This is a genomic window from Paracoccus sp. R86501 (genome assembly GCF_042466435.1).
Taxonomy (GTDB): Bacteria; Pseudomonadota; Alphaproteobacteria; order Rhodobacterales; family Rhodobacteraceae; genus Paracoccus.
In genome coordinates this window covers 556,741-575,179 of record NZ_JAXHPZ010000001.1, presented here as the reverse complement: position 1 = coordinate 575,179, position 18,439 = coordinate 556,741, and the positions used below count along the sequence as shown (strand labels likewise).

General features: G+C 63.5%; 15 protein-coding genes and 1 riboswitch. Of the genes, 6 read left to right on the top strand and 9 right to left on the bottom strand.

Annotated elements, in window-relative coordinates:
* The first annotated feature begins 278 nt into the window (after positions 1-278).
* Together SJY40_RS02915 and SJY40_RS02910 are read left to right on the top strand one after the other, a co-directional pair.
* Positions 279-644 carry a hypothetical protein gene (locus SJY40_RS02915; RefSeq protein ID WP_378942528.1) on the top strand — a complete coding sequence of 122 codons (366 nt, stop codon included), beginning with the start codon at positions 279-281 and terminating at the stop codon, positions 642-644.
* Between the two features lie 341 nt (positions 645-985).
* A complete protein-coding gene (locus tag SJY40_RS02910; RefSeq protein WP_378942525.1) occupies positions 986-1,378 on the top strand; it encodes a hypothetical protein in 393 nt (130 codons plus the stop codon).
* A 285-nt stretch (positions 1,379-1,663) separates the two neighbouring features.
* On the opposite strand, the gene SJY40_RS02905 is transcribed toward SJY40_RS02910, so the two are convergent.
* Together SJY40_RS02905 and SJY40_RS02900 are read right to left on the bottom strand one after the other, a co-directional pair.
* A complete protein-coding gene (locus SJY40_RS02905; protein ID WP_378942523.1) occupies positions 1,664-3,784 on the bottom strand; it encodes a M10 family metallopeptidase C-terminal domain-containing protein in 2,121 nt (706 codons plus the stop codon).
* A gap of 14 nt (positions 3,785-3,798) precedes the next feature.
* Complete coding sequence (locus SJY40_RS02900; protein ID WP_378942521.1) at positions 3,799-4,278, bottom strand: hypothetical protein; 480 nt, start codon at positions 4,276-4,278, stop codon at positions 3,799-3,801.
* 96 nt (positions 4,279-4,374) lie between these two features.
* Between SJY40_RS02900 and SJY40_RS02895 the strand changes: the two genes are divergently transcribed.
* Positions 4,375-5,751 carry a VOC family protein gene (locus tag SJY40_RS02895; RefSeq protein WP_378942519.1) on the top strand — a complete coding sequence of 459 codons (1,377 nt, stop codon included), beginning with the start codon at positions 4,375-4,377 and terminating at the stop codon, positions 5,749-5,751.
* Between the two features lie 62 nt (positions 5,752-5,813).
* Entirely contained in the window at positions 5,814-7,292 is a 1,479-nt protein-coding gene (locus SJY40_RS02890; RefSeq protein ID WP_378948252.1) for an aldehyde dehydrogenase family protein, read from the top strand.
* A 38-nt stretch (positions 7,293-7,330) separates the two neighbouring features.
* Here SJY40_RS02890 and SJY40_RS02885 read toward each other — a convergent pair whose 3' ends face one another.
* The gene (locus SJY40_RS02885; RefSeq protein ID WP_378942516.1) at positions 7,331-8,689 is read right to left on the bottom strand and encodes an NCS1 family transporter; all 1,359 of its coding nucleotides are present in this window, start codon (positions 8,687-8,689) and stop codon (positions 7,331-7,333) included.
* Positions 8,690-8,721: 32 nt separating this feature from the next.
* The gene (locus SJY40_RS02880) at positions 8,722-9,420 is read right to left on the bottom strand and encodes an aspartate/glutamate racemase family protein (protein ID WP_378942513.1); all 699 of its coding nucleotides are present in this window, start codon (positions 9,418-9,420) and stop codon (positions 8,722-8,724) included.
* Between the two features lie 128 nt (positions 9,421-9,548).
* Between SJY40_RS02880 and SJY40_RS02875 the strand changes: the two genes are divergently transcribed.
* Together SJY40_RS02875 and SJY40_RS02870 are read left to right on the top strand one after the other, a co-directional pair.
* A complete protein-coding gene (locus SJY40_RS02875; protein ID WP_378942511.1) occupies positions 9,549-10,229 on the top strand; it encodes a GntR family transcriptional regulator in 681 nt (226 codons plus the stop codon).
* Positions 10,230-10,439: 210 nt separating this feature from the next.
* Positions 10,440-11,393, top strand: coding sequence for an MBL fold metallo-hydrolase (locus SJY40_RS02870; protein ID WP_378942509.1), 954 nt, complete (start codon positions 10,440-10,442; stop codon positions 11,391-11,393).
* Between the two features lie 37 nt (positions 11,394-11,430).
* On the opposite strand, the gene thiC is transcribed toward SJY40_RS02870, so the two are convergent.
* From thiC to SJY40_RS02845, 5 genes are all read right to left on the bottom strand, one after another.
* Entirely contained in the window at positions 11,431-13,203 is a 1,773-nt protein-coding gene (gene thiC / locus SJY40_RS02865; RefSeq protein ID WP_378942506.1) for a phosphomethylpyrimidine synthase ThiC, read from the bottom strand.
* Between the two features lie 104 nt (positions 13,204-13,307).
* Positions 13,308-13,430, bottom strand: a riboswitch (TPP riboswitch).
* Between the two features lie 75 nt (positions 13,431-13,505).
* Positions 13,506-15,830 carry a molybdopterin cofactor-binding domain-containing protein gene (locus tag SJY40_RS02860; protein ID WP_378942504.1) on the bottom strand — a complete coding sequence of 775 codons (2,325 nt, stop codon included), beginning with the start codon at positions 15,828-15,830 and terminating at the stop codon, positions 13,506-13,508.
* Positions 15,823-16,296 (bottom strand): (2Fe-2S)-binding protein, encoded by a 474-nt coding sequence (locus SJY40_RS02855; protein ID WP_378942502.1) that lies wholly within the window; start codon positions 16,294-16,296, stop codon positions 15,823-15,825. The genes SJY40_RS02860 and SJY40_RS02855 overlap by 8 nt, the downstream gene beginning before the upstream one ends.
* Before the next feature lie 20 nt (positions 16,297-16,316).
* On the bottom strand, positions 16,317-17,618 hold the full coding sequence (locus SJY40_RS02850; protein WP_378942500.1) for a cytochrome c: 1,302 nt from the start codon (positions 17,616-17,618) through the stop codon (positions 16,317-16,319).
* Between the two features lie 120 nt (positions 17,619-17,738).
* Complete coding sequence (locus tag SJY40_RS02845) at positions 17,739-18,413, bottom strand: type 1 glutamine amidotransferase domain-containing protein (protein ID WP_378942497.1); 675 nt, start codon at positions 18,411-18,413, stop codon at positions 17,739-17,741.
* Positions 18,414-18,439: the final 26 nt, after the last annotated feature.

Sequence of the window (18,439 nt, the reverse complement as noted above, 5' to 3'; positions counted from 1 at the left end):
CAGAAGTTGCGCGATCATGACACACCCATTGTGGCTGCGGCCCTTGATCGTCGCTCGCTTGGCCAAGGAGGTGATTGCCGCAGATTTCCAACGCGCGATTACCGCCACGGCAGATGGGCTGCCGGATGAGGACCGTCCCCGCCATCGGAGCGCCCCCGCACCCAAAGCGGAGCGGCCCCAAAGGCATAAGCCCGACGTTTTCGCTTGAACTGTTCGATCGCCGACGGCCGAGCCTGCAGTATATGGATCACCGCAAATAGGACACCCGATACGGCAAGTTGCGGGACAGGCTGGGATGTTCGGTCCGCTTCGACGACCGCCTGACGATGAACTTTTCGCAGGTGCATTTTTCCATGTCCGGCCACCAAGCCCCTTGGGACCCCAACTTTATCTGTGCAATCAACTTCGAGGCCACGAACAAGCTGAACATCAGCTATTTCAGCGATAGTACGCTGTTTTCCATCCAAAAGTGCCGATATTATGTTGTCGTTGCTGGATGGCGGTTTGCGGGGCAGTCACAAGCCGCCGCAGGTACCGCGGCCGGTCAACAAGACCGCAAATTGCTCTATTGGCTTTGGCCTGCCCAGCCCGACGAATGGATCGCTCCGGCCGTGTCTGCGGGATGGCAGTGGCCGAAAAGCTGAGCTTCTGGGTGACGACCGATTTGATCCTTCGGGCGCGCAGGAAACTTGGATCCCCGATTGCAGCTATACCGCCAGCAATCAGGTGAATGACCGGTTCAAGGTCAGCCATTCGAGCTACAGTAGCAACCGTTGGCCATGTCATCGCGGGTCGAACCCGGGGCCAGGAGTGCGGGGTGGAGGCATATCGCTGTCCTAGAAGTTGGTCTTCTGGAGGAGCGCTGCCGGATGCATACAAAATGTCCTGCCAGATGCCACACTGGGCAGGCTGGTCGCCTATTCTGTCTAACTGCCGACGGGCTATCAGCAGAAGGGGCGATATTATCCGGTGCTGTAGGTGATGAATGGCGGGGTTGATCACGCCGCTGATCGCTATGGCACCGGGCAGGCGGCGGGGTGCCGACAACAGCTTGGCCGCCTATTTTCGGGATAGTGCCGATGGGGCGCAGCGCTGGCAGCGGATGTTCATGCAGACCTTCGTTCCCGGCATTGATGGCCGCTATCGCACCCTTGCCACCGGCGACACGCGGTCGATGCTTAGCATCTTGATGGGCGGCATGGCGGCCAGCGTTTATCAGCTGCACCATTTCAGCAGTTTCGCAGGGATCGCGGCGCTCAGTTCCTCGTTCCGCATCGACGGATACTTGCTGGGGCCTGACCGATCACGGGTCCACGACGCGTTTCGACACGGTTTTGGGTCCGGACTTATCGGGTCTGATCGCTTGACAGCCGAATAGACCAACTGTGCGCCCTGTCGCTGATCGCAGCCACGAACGCTGCCCACGTCCCGCTGATGTATTTCGACGTCGGTGCCGATGCCCCCTTTCCCAAAGGCGACGACCGACCTGCATTTGGCGCTGCGCAATGCGGGTTTGCGCCACCGGTTCCAAATGTCCAAGGGCGGGCATGGTTGGCCCTTCCGGCAGACAGCTTTGGAGGATGCCCCACTGCATATAGATGCAATCCTGACGTGGGGATATGGCGAACACCCACACCGCCGGAATGTTTTTCTGGAAACGCTTTTACAGCAGGAAATGATTCTCCTGCAGCTCAATCACGCCCGCCAGTCGGATCAGCATGTCGGCCTGTCGGTCGCCATCGACGTCCACCTCGATCAATGTCCGACCTTTCTCATGCGACCAACGCAGCGCGGGTTCGTCGCCCGCGTTCCATGCGTCATGCGTCAGTCCAAGCGCGCGCAGGTCCAGCAGATCGGCATCGGTTTGGAAATCGACGATCAGGTCGGATGCATCGCGCCTGCTGTCAGTGGCACTGAAAAAGCGGAAGACGTCTTCTCCCGGCCCTCCGGACATGCGGTCGGCACCCTGCCCGCCCACCAGCGTATCATCACCGTGATAGCCGAACATCCGGTCATATCCCGCCTGCCCGCGCAGGACATCATTGCCGGTGCCGCCTTCCAGCCGGTCGGCGCCGGCACCGCCCGACAGGCGATCATCGCCCTGATTGCCGGTCAGACGGTCACGACCCGCGCCCCCTGTCAGGGTGTCGCGGCCGCCGCCCGCCTGCAGAATATCATCGCCATGTCCGCCCTGCAGGGTGTCGCGCCCCGCGCCGCTGCGCAGATCATCATTGCCGAAGTCGCCCGACAGCAGGTTGTTGCCGTTCAGATCGGTCAAAACGTCATCGCCCTGATTGCCGAACAGGCGGTCGTGCCCCAGACCGCCCATCAGCCGGTCCGCACCGCCGCCGCCGTTCAGGATGTCGTCGCCCCGCGCCCCTTGCATCGTGTCATCGCCTGCAGCGCCATCAAGGGTATTGTCGGCAGCATTTCCCCGCACCACGTCGTTGCCGGAACCGGCCACATAGGCCTCGATCACGGTGCCCGGCCCGATCTGCAGGTTGCCGCGCATGCCATAGACGTCGGACGCCGCGCCGATGCGCAGGTCCACCCGCTGCGCCTGCCCGTCATTGCCAAGGTTCAGCAGATCAAAGCCGCCAGCGTCATGGATGGTCATCGCGGCACTGCGGGCCGCACGCACGGTCGGATCGCCATGCCCGTCCTGCGCCGAAAACAGCCGCCCCAGCCAGCTGTCGCCCAAGGTATGACCGACGCCGAAAACCGTGTTCCCCGCCGTCAGCGTTCCCTGCCCCGCCGCTCCGTAAAGCTGCTGGATCGCGATGATGTCGGCGGGCATCGGCGTTGCGACGAACGCGTAGGTGGCATTGATGTTGGGGTTTTCGGACTGGGAAAAATACGACATGGCCGAGGCCTGCCAGCTGTCGTTCAGAAACACGGCATCGGACCCGAAATCGGCCCAGCCATTATAGCTGCCCTGATGGCCCAGCCCCAAGGCATGGCCGATCTCATGCAGATAGGTCTGGAAGCCATAGGTGCCGATCTGCCCCCCTTCGCGGCGCAGCCAGTCGGTGTCGATGTTGATCTCGGACGACATGATGCGGCTGCCCATGGTGCTGGACCAGGCATAGGCCCCGTCGCTGCCGTCGTCGAAATGGATGTCGGCGCTGCCTGATGTCTCGCGGAACTTCAGATCCGCGACCGAGGACCAGGCCGCCATCGCATCCCGCGCCAGACTGCGCCCCGATGCGTCAAGTCCCGTCAGGTTCACCGTGATCGTATTGTCGCGCGACGTATCGAAGGCCCGCGCCTGCTGACCCAGATCGCTCCAGAAGCCGCCCACCAGATAGTCCGCCAGATCCGTCATGGAAACCGCAGCAGGCTTGGGCATGCCGACCGCCGACAAGACATAGCTGCCAGTGTCGCCGCCAAAAGCCGATGCGTCCAGATAATGGGTGCCGGTCTGCACGGCGGTAAAGATGATCTGGCTGTCCAGCCCAGACCCCGCATCATCGTTCGACGCCAGCAGCGAACCCTTGGGGTCATGCAGTGCCAGCATCGGATCGCTTAGCGAATTTCCTGTCAGGTCAAAGCGATAGGTCTGCCCCGCCTCCAGCCGGATCTTGATCCAGTCGCTGTCGCCGTCACGGTCGATCCGGCCGCGGAAGTCGTCGCCCACCGTCATGCGATAGCCGGTCGCCGTCGATGCAAGGGCGTCCGCACCTTCGTGGATGGTCGCCTGTGCGGTGGTCAGACTGCTGTCCGCCAGACTGCCAAAGGCGCAGGTTTTGTCAAAGGGCCGGAAACTGGCGCAAAGCGTACACATATCGTGATCTCAATTCACTCGGGCAGGGCGAAACGCAACAGGTCGCGGGCGAAACCGGCGTAGTCGTCGGGGGTCGGCTCGCGGTCCATGACGTTGAAGCGCATTGGCTGGCGCGACGTCCCCTGCGGCGTGACCAGCATCGCGGTGACCGACGAAGGTGTCGTCGCCAAGACCCGCAGACGCAGCCCCGGTGGCGTTTCAAGGTCGCGAAGGGCCTGGCACAGCCCGCTTGCGTGACGCTGATCGACGCCCGCGGACTGACGGCAATCGACCTGCCCTGCCCAGACGCCGCCTGACATCAGCAGATACAGCCCCGAACCAAGCAGCAGAATGGCGTGACGCATGACCGGATCGATCCCCGTGATTGACGCATGGCCGCCGCCGTTCGGGTCGGCCCCGTCCGGTCGGCGCAAAATGGCGCGCGCCTTGGCGGGCGATGCAACCTTGGATGGATCTATACAGGGGTTGCGGGCCGGACCCAAAGCCATTTTCATGAAAACGTCACGGATTTTCCGTGTCCTTATCGCCACCCGGGGCGGTGATGGCCTAAGGTCCGGGCAAAGCGCAGCGATCGACAGTGGATCAGACCGATGAACACCCCAGACCACGCCAGTCCCGACGACATCCGCGGCATGTTTTCCGCCGCCATGTCCGCCATGTACCGCAAAGAGGTTCCCGCCTATGGCCAGCTGATCACGCTGGTCGCACAGGTGAATGATCGGCGGTTGGCCGACGATCCGGCGCTGCGGGACCGGATGCAGGCCACGGGGGAATTGGGCCGCGTGTCCTACGAACGGCACGGGGCGATCCGGCTTGGCACCCCTGCCGAACTGTTGATGATGCGCAGGCTTTTCGCGGTGATGGGGATGCATCCGGTCGGCTATTACGACCTGACCGAGGCAGGCGTGCCCGTCCATTCGACTGCCTTCCGCCCGCTGACGCAATCGGCACTGAACGCGAACCCCTTCCGGGTCTTCACATCCCTGCTGCGGCTGGATCTGGTGCAGGACGCGGCGCTGCGCGAAGTCGCCCGTCAGTTGCTGCAAAACCGCCGTATCTTCACCGACGACTGCATCGCGCTGATCGAACGGGCCGAGGCGCAAGGGGGCCTCTCGCCCGCCGATGCCGCGACCTTCGTTCAGCAGGCGCTGGAAACCTTCCGCTGGCATGCCGATGCCCCGGTCGATCAGACCATGTACCGCCGCCTGCATGACGCGCACCGCCTGCTGGCCGATGTGGTCGCCTTTCGCGGCCCCCATATCAACCACCTGACCCCGCGCACGCTGGACATCGACGCCGTGCAGCGGATGATGCCCGATCACGGCATCGCGCCCAAGGCCGTGGTCGAGGGGCCTCCGGCGCGGCGCTGCCCGATCCTTCTGCGCCAGACATCGTTCAAGGCCCTGGACGAGGCTGTCAGCTTTGCAGGCAGCCCCGGCCAGCACACCGCCCGCTTCGGAGAGATCGAGGCGCGCGGTCAGGCCCTGACCCCCAAGGGCAAGGCGCTTTACGACCGCCTGCTGACCCGCGCACGCGCCATGGTCACGCCCAAGTCCGACGGCAGCAACGCTGCCGAATACATTTGCGCGCTGGAAACCAACTTCGCCGATTTCCCCGATGATGCGGATACGATCCGTTTGCAGGGGCTGGGCTATTGCGAATTCTCGGTACGGCCGGGCATGGACACCCCACCCGCCCCCGGCAGCGACGCCGAGGCCCTGATCGCCAGCGGCCATCTGCGCGCCCATCCCCTGACATACGAGGATTTCCTGCCGGTCAGCGCCGCCGGCATCTTCCAGTCGAACCTTGGCGATGAGGCGGCTCAGGATTTCGCCGCCAACCCCAATCGCGCCGCCTTCGAGGCCGATCTGGGCGCGCCGACGCATGACGAATTCGCACTGTACCAGCAATTGCAGGACGCCTCGCTGGCGCGATGCATGGCGCAGCTGGGAATGGCGCCCGCCTGATCGACCGCAACCGAACGAAAGACCAAAGACCCATGGACCTGACAGCAGACGTGCACGCCCTGATGACCGACCTTGGCGTCGATCCCGCCACCCTGAGCACGGGCGACATGCCCTGCCGCAGCCCCGTCAACGGCCAGCAGATCGCCAGCCTTGCCCGCGACGATGCGACGACCACCGCCGCCGCCATCGACCGGGCGCAGGCCGCCTTCCGCGCATGGCGCATGGTGCCCGCCCCCCGTCGCGGCGAATTGGTCCGCCTGCTGGGCGAGGAGCTGCGCCGCAACAAGGCCGCCCTTGGCAGGCTGGTATCAATCGAGGCGGGCAAGGTCACCTCGGAAGGCCTGGGCGAGGTGCAGGAGATGATCGACATCTGCGATTTCGCCACCGGCCTGTCGCGCCAGCTTTACGGACTGACCATCGCCACCGAACGCCCCGGCCACCGCATGATGGAGACCTGGCACCCGCTCGGCATTGTGGGCGTCATCAGCGCCTTCAACTTCCCCGTTGCCGTCTGGTCGTGGAACACCGCGCTGGCGCTGGTCTGCGGCAACAGCGTGGTCTGGAAGCCATCGGAAAAGACGCCACTGACGGCGCTGGCCTGTCAGGCCATCCTGACCCGCGCGATGGACCGCTTCGGCGATGCGCCCGCGGATCTGTCGCAGGTGCTGATCGGCGATGCATCGGTCGGCGCGGCGCTGGTCGAGAACCCGAAGGTGGCGCTGGTCTCGGCCACCGGCTCGACGCGCATGGGGCGCATCGTCGGACCCAAGGTGGCGGAGCGTTTTGGCCGTTCGATCCTAGAACTGGGCGGCAACAATGCGGGCATCGTCTGCCCCTCGGCCGATCTGGACATGGCGCTGCGGGCCGTGGCTTTCGGGGCGATGGGGACGGCGGGCCAGCGCTGCACGACGACGCGGCGGCTGTTCGTGCATGCCGATATCTATGACGAACTGGTGCCGCGGCTGATCAAGGCCTTCCACACGGTCAGCATCGGCAATCCGCTGACCACCGACGCGCTGGTCGGCCCGCTGATCGACCGTGCCGCCTTCGACGCCATGCAGGCCGCGCTGGAGGCCGCCGCTCAGACAGGCGGCGTGGTGCATGGTGGCGAACGTCACGATGCGGGCGAACCCGATGCCTTCTATGCCCGCCCTGCCTTAGTCGAGATGCCGTCCCAGTCCGGCCCCGTGCTGCGCGAAACCTTCGCACCGATCCTTTACGTGATGAAATACGACGATTTCGACGCCATGCTGGCGGAGCACAACGCCGTCGGCGCGGGGCTGTCCTCGGCCATCTTCACCACCGACCTGCGCGAAAGCGAGACCTTCCTGTCGGTCCAAGGGTCCGATTGCGGCATCGCCAACGTCAACATCGGCACCTCGGGGGCGGAAATCGGCGGGGCGTTCGGGGGCGAGAAGGAAACCGGCGGCGGGCGCGAAAGCGGATCGGACGCGTGGAAGTCCTATATGCGGCGCGCGACCAATACCATCAACTATTCCCGCGACCTGCCTTTGGCGCAGGGCGTGGTCTTCGACATCTGAGCGGACGGGCGGGGTCGCCCCCGCCCGCGCCACCAACCTCAGGTTGCGAAACGACGCGCGGCGGGCAGCATCTTCATCAGCAGGTAATAGCTGACCCCGGCGGGGATCAGGCTGGCGTACCAACTGACGCCCGCAAAGATCAGCGCGAAGACCACGCCGATCACCGTCGCGATGACGGCAGCCGGATTGATGCCGCGATATGGCCCCTGCGGATCGTAAAGATGGTCAAGGTTCAGCTTCTGGCCGCGGATCACATAGTAGTCGACCACCAGGATCGCGAAGATCGGCCCAAGGAAGGCGCTGTAGGTCTGGATGAACAGGTTCAGCCCCGCCGCGCTTTCATCGCGGACCAGCAGCCAGGGGAAGGTGGCAAAGGCCAGCAGCCCCACCAGCACCGCCGCCGTGCGGAAGGGCAGCTTGAAGACATCCATCAGCGCATAGGCGGGCGGCACGACGTTGTTCAGGATGTTCGTCGTCACCTGCGCGAAGGCGATGAACAGCAGCGTCGTCACCAGCAGCAGCTTGTTGTTGACGGCGCTGGAAAACACCTTGATCGGATCGACCTCGCCCGTGGCGCCCGACACCATCAGCCCGATCAGCCCCATGAACAGTGTCGCGGGCAGGATCGAATTGGCATAGATCGCCACCTGCCGACCGCGCCCCACGTCGTCATGCAGTTCGCGGCTGTAATCCGAGACGTTCAGCATCATCGTGGAATAAATGCCCAGAAACAGCATCGTCGCCCCCCAGAAGGGTGCGCCCCATGTTCCGTTGACATTGACAAGATTGTCGCTGATCTGGGTGCCGTATTTGCCGATGACGCTGAAGAACATGTAGATCAGCGACCCGATGATGAAGACCGAGCCGATGTTCTCCAGCCACTTGATGCCGTGAAAGCCCAGCACCGAAAGCCCGATCTGCAACGCTTGGAAGCCGATGAAGAAGGCCCAGATGTTGGAAAAGCCGAACATGGTTTCCGAAACAAGGTTCAGCGCCCCTGCCCCGATCCAGCTTTGGAAGCCGAACCAGACCAGCGCCGGGACCGATCTGACCAGCGCCGGCAACCGCGTGCCGGTAAAGCCGAAGGACGATCGCGCCTGCACCATGAACGGAATGCCGTATCGGTGCCCCGCCTGCCCGTTGATCATCAGCGCCGCCCCGATGACGGTGCAGCCGATGGCAATGGCCACGACCACCTGCAGCAGGTTCAGCGTGCCGACCAGCCCCGACCCGATGGTGAAGGTGCCGATGGACACGCAGCCGCCCAGCCAGGCGAAAAGATAGGACCACGACCCCATGATGCGGGTCTGCTGCGGGGCCAGGCTTTCCTGGCCGATGCTCTTGTCGCCACGGGACGGATGGGGCGGCGCGGCCCCGGCGGTGTCTTGATACGTCATGTCTGTTTTCCCTGTTGGAAGCTGGGGTCGTCTTATTTCTTGTTGGGCACCGCATAGGCGCCGATCTTGCTGGTCTTCAGCCCGGCGCCCACAAGCGCCTCGGCCATTTTCGTGGCGACGGTCACGCCGTCGATGACAGGGATGCCGGTTTCCGCAGTCAGCCATTCCGTCAGATCGGCCATGCCCGCGCAGCCCAGCAGCACGGCCTCGCAGCCGTCCTGTTCGATGGCGCGCATGATTTCGGCCCGGACCTGTTGGCGGGCCTGCGAACCGGGTTCCTCCAGCGCCAGCACGGGGATGGCGGCGGACCGGACGCGGCGGCACTTGTGGTCCTGGCCGTATTTGCGAACCAGTTCCTCGATCACGGGGACCGAGCGGGGCAGCGTCGTGACGATGGAAAACGAGGTCGCGATCATGCTGGCGGCCATCATCCCCGCCTCGCAGATGGCGATGACGGGGCCGGACGCGATCTCGCGGCAGGCGCCGATCGCAGGGTCGTCGAAACAGGCGATGACGATGGCATCCGCGCCATCCTTTTCGGCCTGCGCCACTTCGCGCAGCAGGTGGGGGGCGGCCATCACCTCGTCATGATGACCCTCGATACTGGCGGGGGCGCCATGGGCGGTGCGGCCGATGACCTGCACCTGCGGACCTGCGACGGCGCGCGCCGATGCCACGATCTTGTCGGTCATCGAGGTGGTGGAGTTTGGGTTGATGACAACCAGTTTCATGCCTGCGTCCTTCTGCCGAGTCGCAGGATTGATAACACAGATTGTTAACAATCAGATAATATTTTCTTTGCCCGAATAATAAGCGCATGTTTCTTGCGTGTGATCACGGGCTGTGCAATCTGTCAGCCATGGAAAAGCCGCTTGAAACCGTCATTGTCGACAGCATTCTGGACGCGATTGCCGATCAGCGCCTGCATGCGGGCACCAAACTGGGCGAACAGGCCTTGTCGGATCTGTTCGGCTGCAACCGCGCCCATGTGCGGCGCGCGCTTGGGACGTTGACGGCCTATCAGGTGGTCGATCACCTGCCCAACCGCGGTGCCTATGTTGCCACTCCGACGCCTCAGGACGCCCGCGATGTGTTTCAGGCCCGCCGCGCCATCGAGGTCGTGATCTGCCGCAATGCCATCCGTCAGGCGACCGCCGAAGACATCGCATCCCTGCGCGTGCATCTGGCGCAGGAAGCCTTGGCCAAGGGCAGCGGCGACCGCCCCGCCGCGGTGCGCCTGTCGCGCGGTTTCCACGTGCTGCTGGGCCGCATCGGGCGCAATCCCGTGCTACTGCGCTATCTCGAGGAACTGACCATGCGCAGTTCGCTGATCATCGGGCTTTACGCCACCGGCCACGGCACGCTTTGCGCCGATGACGAACACACCCGCATCACCGACGCGATCGAAGCCCGCGACATGGAAACCGCCCAGACTCTGCTGGACCAGCACCTGCGCCATATCGAGGCCGGCATCCGTTTCGACGATGATCTTCCTGCAACAGGCGCCTTATCCAAGGCGCTCAGGACGCCGCGGGACTGAACCGACGTATCCACTGCGTGGATAGTGTCGATTTATAAATGTAATTTCCTCAATGCATCACTGTGACATAGCGTACCCAAAGTGCGCAGCGTGACACTGCGCACAAGGGAGGATTGTCACATCAACCGATGCAGGACCGGCCTTGTTTCAGGCAAGGTACCTGCTGGCGCACATCCTCTTCGGCGACATTTTACGTGAGGGAGGATACTCATGCGACGCAACCCATTCCTGACCGCGGCCCTTGCCGGCCTGCTGTCCCTGACCGCCTTGCCGGTTCTGGCGGAAACCAGCTTCACCATCCTTGGCACGCGCGGCGGACCCGTGGCCGTGCCCCATCGTTCCCAGCCCGCGAACGTGTTGAATGTCGATGGCATCCTGTCGCTGGTCGATGCGGGCGACGGCACCGCACAGCAGCTGTCCAAGATGCGCGTCATGCCGCGCGATCTGGAAAACGTCTTCATCAGCCACCTGCATGGTGACCATTTCGGGGGCCTGTTGGCCATTCTGGCCCTGCGCCTGCAGACCGATGTGGTGAAACCGCTGCAGGTCTATGGCCCTCCGGGCACCGATGACATGGTTGCAGGCATCCTGGCCGCCCTGGCCCCCGCGATGGAGGCCGGATATGGCGTCGGCGCCGAACCGATCAAACCCGAGGATCTGGCGGTTGCCCACATCATCATGCCGGGCGATCAGTTGACCGTCGGCAAGATCGAGGTGACCACGGCGGACAACACCCATTACTCCTTCGCCCCCGACAGCCCGCAGGCCGGGAAATACCACAGCCTGTCCTTCCGCTTCAAAACGCCCGACCGCACCATCGTCTATACCGGCGATACCGGCCCCAGCCCGGATGTCGAGGAACTGGCCAAGGGTGCAGACCTGCTGATCGGCGAAGTCATCGAACTGGACAGCGTGATCGCCGCGACCCGCATGGCCGTGCCGAACATGCCGGACGACAAGGTCAACTTCCTCAAGAAGCACCTGTCCGAACACCACCTGCTGCCCGCCGATCTGGGCAAGCTGGCGACAGCATCGGGTGCGCCCGAACTGGTGGTGACCCATATCGCCGCCGGCCTGAAAGAGGATCTGGATGCCATCAACAGTGGCATTGCCTCGACCTATGAAGGCAAGGTGACCATCGCCAACGACATGGACAAATTCTGATCAGACGGCCCCGCCACACTGGCGGGGCCCCCATGCCTTATCCGTCGGCCGGGACGTAAAGCTGGCCCTTTTCGCGGAACAGATCGGCCATCCGCTCCATGCCTTCCTGCTTTTCCGCCGTCGCGCGGATATCATGCGATATCTTCATCGAGCAGAACTTGGGCCCGCACATCGAACAGAAATGCGCGACCTTATGGGCATCGGCGGGCATGGTCTCGTCATGCATCTCGCGCGCGGTATCGGGGTCCAGGCCCAGATTGAACTGATCCTGCCAGCGGAAATCGAAGCGCGCGCGTGACAGCGCATCGTCGCGCATCTGCGCACCCGGGTGCCCCTTGGCCAGATCCGCCGCATGGGCCGCCAGCTTGTAGGTGATGACGCCGGTCTTCACATCGTCTCGATCCGGCAGTCCCAGATGCTCCTTCGGCGTGACATAGCACAGCATCGCGGTCCCGAACCAACCGATCATCGCCGCTCCGATGGCGCTGGTGATATGGTCGTAACCGGGCGCGATATCGGTGGTCAGCGGCCCAAGCGTATAGAATGGGGCTTCGTGGCAATGTTGAAGCTGCTTGTCCATATTGGCCTTAAGCTTGTGCATCGGCACATGGCCCGGACCTTCGATAAAGACCTGACAATCCTTGGCCCATGCTTTCTTCGTCAGTTCGCCCAAGGTTTCCAGCTCGGCGAATTGCGCCTGATCGTTGGCGTCGGCGATGGACCCGGGGCGCAGCCCGTCGCCAAGGCTGAAGGTCACATCATAGGCGCGCATAATCTCGCAGATCTCGTCGAAGCGCTCGTAAAGAAAGCTTTCGCGGTGATGGTGCAGGCACCATTTCGCCATGATCGAGCCGCCCCGACTGACAATGCCCGTCACGCGCTTGGCCGTCATGGGGATCATATGCAGCCGCACGCCGGCGTGGATGGTGAAATAATCGACGCCCTGTTCGGCCTGTTCGATCAGCGTGTCGCGGTAAATCTCCCACGTCAGATCTTCGGCGATGCCGCCGACCTTTTCCAGCGCCTGATACAATGGCACCGTCCCGATGGGCACGGGCGAGTTGCGGATGATCCAGTCGCGGATGTTGTGGATGTTGCGGCCCGTGGACAGATCCATGACGGTGTCGGCACCCCAGCGGATGGCCCAGACCATCTTGTTGACCTCTTCCTCCATCGAGGATGTCACGGCGGAATTGCCAATATTGGCGTTGATCTTGACCAGGAAATTGCGGCCGATGATCATCGGTTCCAGTTCGGGGTGGTTGATGTTGGCAGGAATCACCGCCCGCCCCCGCGCAATTTCAGACCGCACGAACTCCGGCGTGACCAGATCGGGGATGGAGGCGCCGAAATCCTCTCCGTCACGGGTATAGGCGGCGGTGCGGCCTTCATTTTCGCGGATGGCGACATATTCCATTTCCGGCGTGATGATACCGGCGCGAGCATAGGCCAGCTGGGTCACGGCCCCCTTGGTGGCGCGCAGCGGATCACATTGATGCGGAAAGGCGGGGGTCAGGCGCTTGCCATCGACAAAGCCGTTATCGGCGGCGGTCAGCGGACGTCCGGTATAGGCTTCGGCATCGCCCCTGCCCGTCAGCCAGTTGCCGCGAACCGGGGGAAGGCCGCTTTGAATCTCCATCCGCGCACCCCCGTCGGTATAGGGGCCGGAGCTGTCATAGACGGTCAGCGGGGCCTCGCCTGTCAGGGCAATCTGGCGCATCGGCACGCGGATGTCATGCATGGCGCCCGGCACATACAGCTTGCTGGATGCGGGCATGGGGCCGGTGGTGATCTGGGGGTTGGGTTTCATCAGTGTCTCCCGCAAAAATGGGCGACCCGGATAAGACAAGCGATGAAGGGGCCACGCGGCCCGATGACGGACCTTGCGGCCCAAAGGACCGCCCCGTCGGTCGGGGAAGCTGCCTTTGGTCTTCCTACGCCAGCATAAACTGGGTCAGGTTCAAAGGGTCGCTTCACCGGGGTTGCCCCCACTCAGCCTCTCAGTCCCCTTAAGGCGGGACTCCCCTGACGTGCGGGCAGGTTCGCGATTTCGGGGGGAACTGTCAACAGCTTGATGCAGGCGCCCGCGGTGACGGGCGCCTGCGGTTGGTATCAGGCCTTAAGCGCGGCCAACACATCGTCGGGACGCATCGGCAGATGGCGCAGGCGCACGCCCACGGCAGACTGGATGGCGTTGGCGATGGCCGGTGCGATGACCGTGGTGCCGGGTTCGCCCAAGCCCACCGGCACTTCGGTGCTGTCGATGAACTCGATCTCCATGTCCGGTGTGTCGATCATCCGCAGCGGAGTGTAGCCGCCAAGGTTCAGGTCGCGAACGTTGCCATCCTCGAACTCAGTCCCTTCGTACAGCGCCATGGAAAGGCCCCAAAGTGCAGCACCTTCGCATTGCGCGCGCGCCCCATCGGGGTCAACAACCGTACCGCAATCGAAGGCCAGCCACATCTTCTGGACCTCGACCGTGCCAGTTTCGCGGTCCACATGCACCTGAACGGCACCTGCGGTCCAGGTCGGCATCTGGCGGCTTTGACCGAAGGTCGTTGCGATGCCGATGGCCGTATCGGCAGGCAAATCAGCCGTGCCATAGCCCGACATCTTGGCCACGCGTTCCAGAACCGCCTTCTGACGCGATGCGCCACCGACCGAATCCGGCGCGGTGCCGGCGTTGTAACCTTCGGCAATCAGATGCTGCTGGCGAAACTCCAGCGGATCGACACCGATCTTGGCTGCGGCTTCATCCATGAAGCTTTCGACGGCAAAGTTGGTCCAGCCCGGACCGACCGAGCGCAACCAGCCGGGACGGAAGGTCTGATTGGCCAGTTCGTTTTCGATCGCGCGAACCTTATGCGCACCGACCGAATACCAGTGGTCGGCACCGTCGATGGCAAAGACATCATAGGGCTGGTCGTTCACGCCCTTGGGCATAAACGACGGTGCCATGACGCCCGTGGGCCAACCGGCGGCGGCGTCGTGATCCATGCCGATGACCTTCTGGTCGGCGTCGAATGCCATACGCAGTTTCTGCACGCTTGGCGACCGGACGCTGTCGAACTGGACGTCATGTTCGCGCATGAAGACCAGCTTGACCGGCTTGCCGCCCAATTGCTTCGAGGCAAGCGCGGCGGGCACGATGTAGTCGCCGTTCAGGCGACGCCCGAAACCGCCGCCCAGCATATAGCTGCGCATGACGATCTTGTCGGGTTCAACCTCAAGCGCCGCCGACAGGGTCGGCAGGATCAGCGACTGCCACTGGTTGCCGGCATGGGTTTCCCAGATGCCGTCCTCATTCTGGAAGACGGTGGCGTTCAGCGGTTCCATCTGGAAGTGCAGCACCGTCGAGGTGGTGTAATCCGCCTCGAGCGTATCTGCGGCATCCTTGAAGGCTTGGGCGGTGTCGGGCGTCTCGGTCGGCAGGATCGCCCCGCTGGAGGCATCGGCGATCAGTTCGCGCGACCGCGCCTGGATGTCGGCTTCGGACACCATCGCGGTTTCGCCGGCGTTCCATTCGACGTTGATCTGATCGGCAGCCTGCTTGGCGGCGAACAGGGTTTCACCCAGAACGACGACCCACCCCGGAACCGTTCCCGAAGGATCGTCCAGCGTCAGCGTCTGCAGATAGCCCTTGATCTCTTTGGCACCGCTGTCATCGACGGATGCGACCGAAGACCCCAGACGCGTCGGTGGCAGCATCGGAATGCCATAGACCATGCCGTCAATCTTGGCATCCAGACCATAGATGGTCTTGCCGTTGGTCTTGTTGGTGATGTCCAGCGCAGTGACGTCCTTGCCGACCAGACGCAGGTCGGAATGCGCCTTCAGCGGCAGGGCGGCCAGTTCGTCTTCGGTAAAGCTGCGGCTGATGCCTGATTTGACCAGCTCGGCATAGGTGGTGGAATTGGTGCCATCGGTGACCGTGCCGTCACGCGCCGTACAGGTCGATGCATCCACGCCCCATTGGCTGGCGGCGGCTTCGATCAGAGCGGTGCGGCCTGCGGCACCGGCCTGGCGATAGACGGGCCAGCTCTGCCAGATCGACCAACTGCCGCCGGTGACCATGGTGCCCCATTTTTCCGCCGTATCGACATGGGTGATGCGCACGTCGTCCCATGACACTTCCAACTCGTCCGCAAGGATGCGGGCGATGGCGGTGCCGACATGCTGGCCCATCTCGGCGCGGATGATGTTGACGTTCACGCGGCCTTCTGTGTCGATCCAATACCACATGGTCGGTTCGAAGGTGTCACCCACGGCCTCGATCGGGACGCCATCGGCGGCCTGCGGGTCCATCGCGGCATGGGACGTGCGCGGGAAGCCGAAGGCCACACCGGCAGCCGTCATCGAGATCAGGAAGCCGCGGCGGCTCAGCGCCGTTGCCGGGCTGCCTGCGCCAAGGCGCGAAAGGATCTTGTTCTTAGCCATTCTGGGTTTGCCCCCTATTTGCCGAAGCCGCTTCGCGAACCGCCTGGCGGATGCGCGGATAGGTCATGCAGCGGCAAAGATTGCCGGTCATGACGGCGTCGATGTCGTCGTCGCTCGGGTCAGGAATATCGGTCAGCAGGGCTGCTGCCTGCATGATCTGGCCCGACTGGCAATAGCCGCATTGCGGAACCCGCAGGTTGCGCCATGCTTCCTGAACGGGGTGGCTGTCGTTGGCGTCTAGCCCCTCGATCGTGGTGATCTCGGCGCCTTCGACATCGCCAAGCGCGGTGATGCAGGACCGCGTGGCACGACCGCCGACATGGACGGTGCAGGCACCGCACATGCCGATGCCGCAACCGAACTTGGTGCCGGTCAGCCCGACCTCGTCGCGGATCGCCCACAGAAGCGGCGTATCGGGATCGGCGTCGACGCTGACCTCACGCCCGTTGATTTTCAAATTTACCATCAGGTGTTTCCTTCGTGAATTCAGTGGGATCCAGGGCCGCGCGCGCGCAGCTGGGTGACATCCTCGCGCAGGTTCTCCCACGGGGCCTTTTCGGCCCGATCGGCGCGCAGGTAGGCTGCGACCGAGGCGACCTGATCGTCGGTCAGCGCTTGGGCAAAGCCCGGCATGACGACGCCTTCGGTGCCCTGATGGCTGTTCACGCCATAAAGGATCACCTGGATCAGGTTGCTGGGATCATCCTGATTGACCGAGGAGTTGATTCCCAGATCGGGACGGCCTTCGCGGATCTGTTTGGCATTATAGTGACAGGCGGCGCAGGCGGTGGTGTACAGCCGCTCGCCCTCGGCTTGACGATAGCGGCGGTCGGGGGCGTTGCGCTCGAGGCTGGCGCGGACGACGTCGCTGTCGGCGGGGTCCAGATCATCGCCGCCGACCTTATCGGCCAAATAGACGCTGATGGCGGACAGGTCGCTGTCGGGCAGTCCGCGCACACCGGCATGAACAACCGGCCCCATCGGACCAGCGGCGATGCCATGATAGGTGGACGAACCCTTGATCAGATACTCGCGGAACTCGGCGGCGTTCCACGGCACGGCCGAGGCGTTGGCGGCGGTCAGGGCGGGGGCCTGCCAACGGTCGATCTCGGCGCCGGCGTATTCTTCGCTGGATTTTTCCGCGCCAAGGACGTTGCGCGGGGTATGGCAGGCGCCGCAGTGGGTGATGCCCTCGGCCAGATAGGCCCCGCGATTCCATTCGTCCGACTTCTCGGGATCGGCTTCGTATTCGCCGAAATCAACGAACAGCGTCTTCCAGCCAGCCTGCAGGAAGCGCAGGTTCAGCGGGAAGGGCAGCTCGTTTTCCTTCTGGACGGTCCGGACAGGCTCGACCTCGGACATGATGAAGGCATAGATCGCGTCGATGTCCTCATCGCTCATCTTGGTGAAGTGGTCATAGGGGAAGCCGGGGAACAGGTGGCGGCCATCGCGGCCAACGCCTTCATGCATGGCACGGCGGAAGGCGGCCTGCGAATAGGTGCCGATGCCCGTTTCCATGTCGGGGGTCAGGTTCGTGGCATAGATGGTGCCGAAGCCCGTCTCCATCGCGTAATTGCCGGCATAGGGTTCGCCGCCCTTGGCGGTGTGACAGGTCGCGCAATAGCCCGCACCCGCCAGCACCCTGCCCTTTTCCACCTGTTCAGGCGGGAAATTCGCGTGATCTGCCGCCGTCACCGGCTGCATCGCGGGTTTATATGCATAGACGCCAAAGCCCACAGCGCCGATCGCTGCGATGGCCAGGATGCCTAGGCAGATCTTCTTGATCATGGATCCATATCCCTGGGTATCAGTATGGCAAAATCGGCGGTTACCCGCCGATTGGATGATATGCAAATGTTAACCCGACCGCTGGCGGTCGGGTTCCCATCGTTTTGCAGCAGCTTTGGTTCAGACCAGCGACAGCAGCTTTTTCGCGGCTTCTTCCGACGAGGCCGGGTTCTGACCCGTCACCAGCTTGCCGTCGACCAGCACGAAGACGCCCCAGTCCTCGCCCTTCTCATACTGACCGCCATTGGCCTTCAGCATCTCCTCGACCAGGAAGGGAACGACATCGGTCAGGCCGACGGCTTCCTCCTCGGTGTTGGTGAAGCCGGTGACGCGCTTGCCATCGACCAGCGGCTTGCCATCGGCGCCCTTGGTGTGGCGGAAGACGCCCGGCGCGTGGCAGACGGCACCGACCGGCAGATCCTTGGCAGCAAAGCCCTCGATCAGGCGGCGGCTGTCGGCATCCTCGGCCAGATCCCAAAGCGGGCCGTGGCCACCGGGATAGAAGATGGCGTCGAAGCCATCGACCTGAATGTCGGCCAGAACCTTGGTGTCGGCCAGCGCGGCCTGCGCTGCATCGTCAGCCTTGAAGCGTTCGGTCGCATCGGTCTGGGCATCGGGGGTGTTGCTGCTGGGGTCCAGCGGCGGCTGACCACCCTTGGGCGATGCGATGGTGATCTCGGCGCCCGCGTCCTTGAAGACGTAATAGGGGGCCGCGAATTCTTCCAGCCAGAAGCCGGTCTTGTTGCCCGTGTCGCCCAGCTTGTCGTGCGAGGTCAGAACCATCAGGATTTTCATGTTGGTATCTCCTTGTTGTGTTGCGG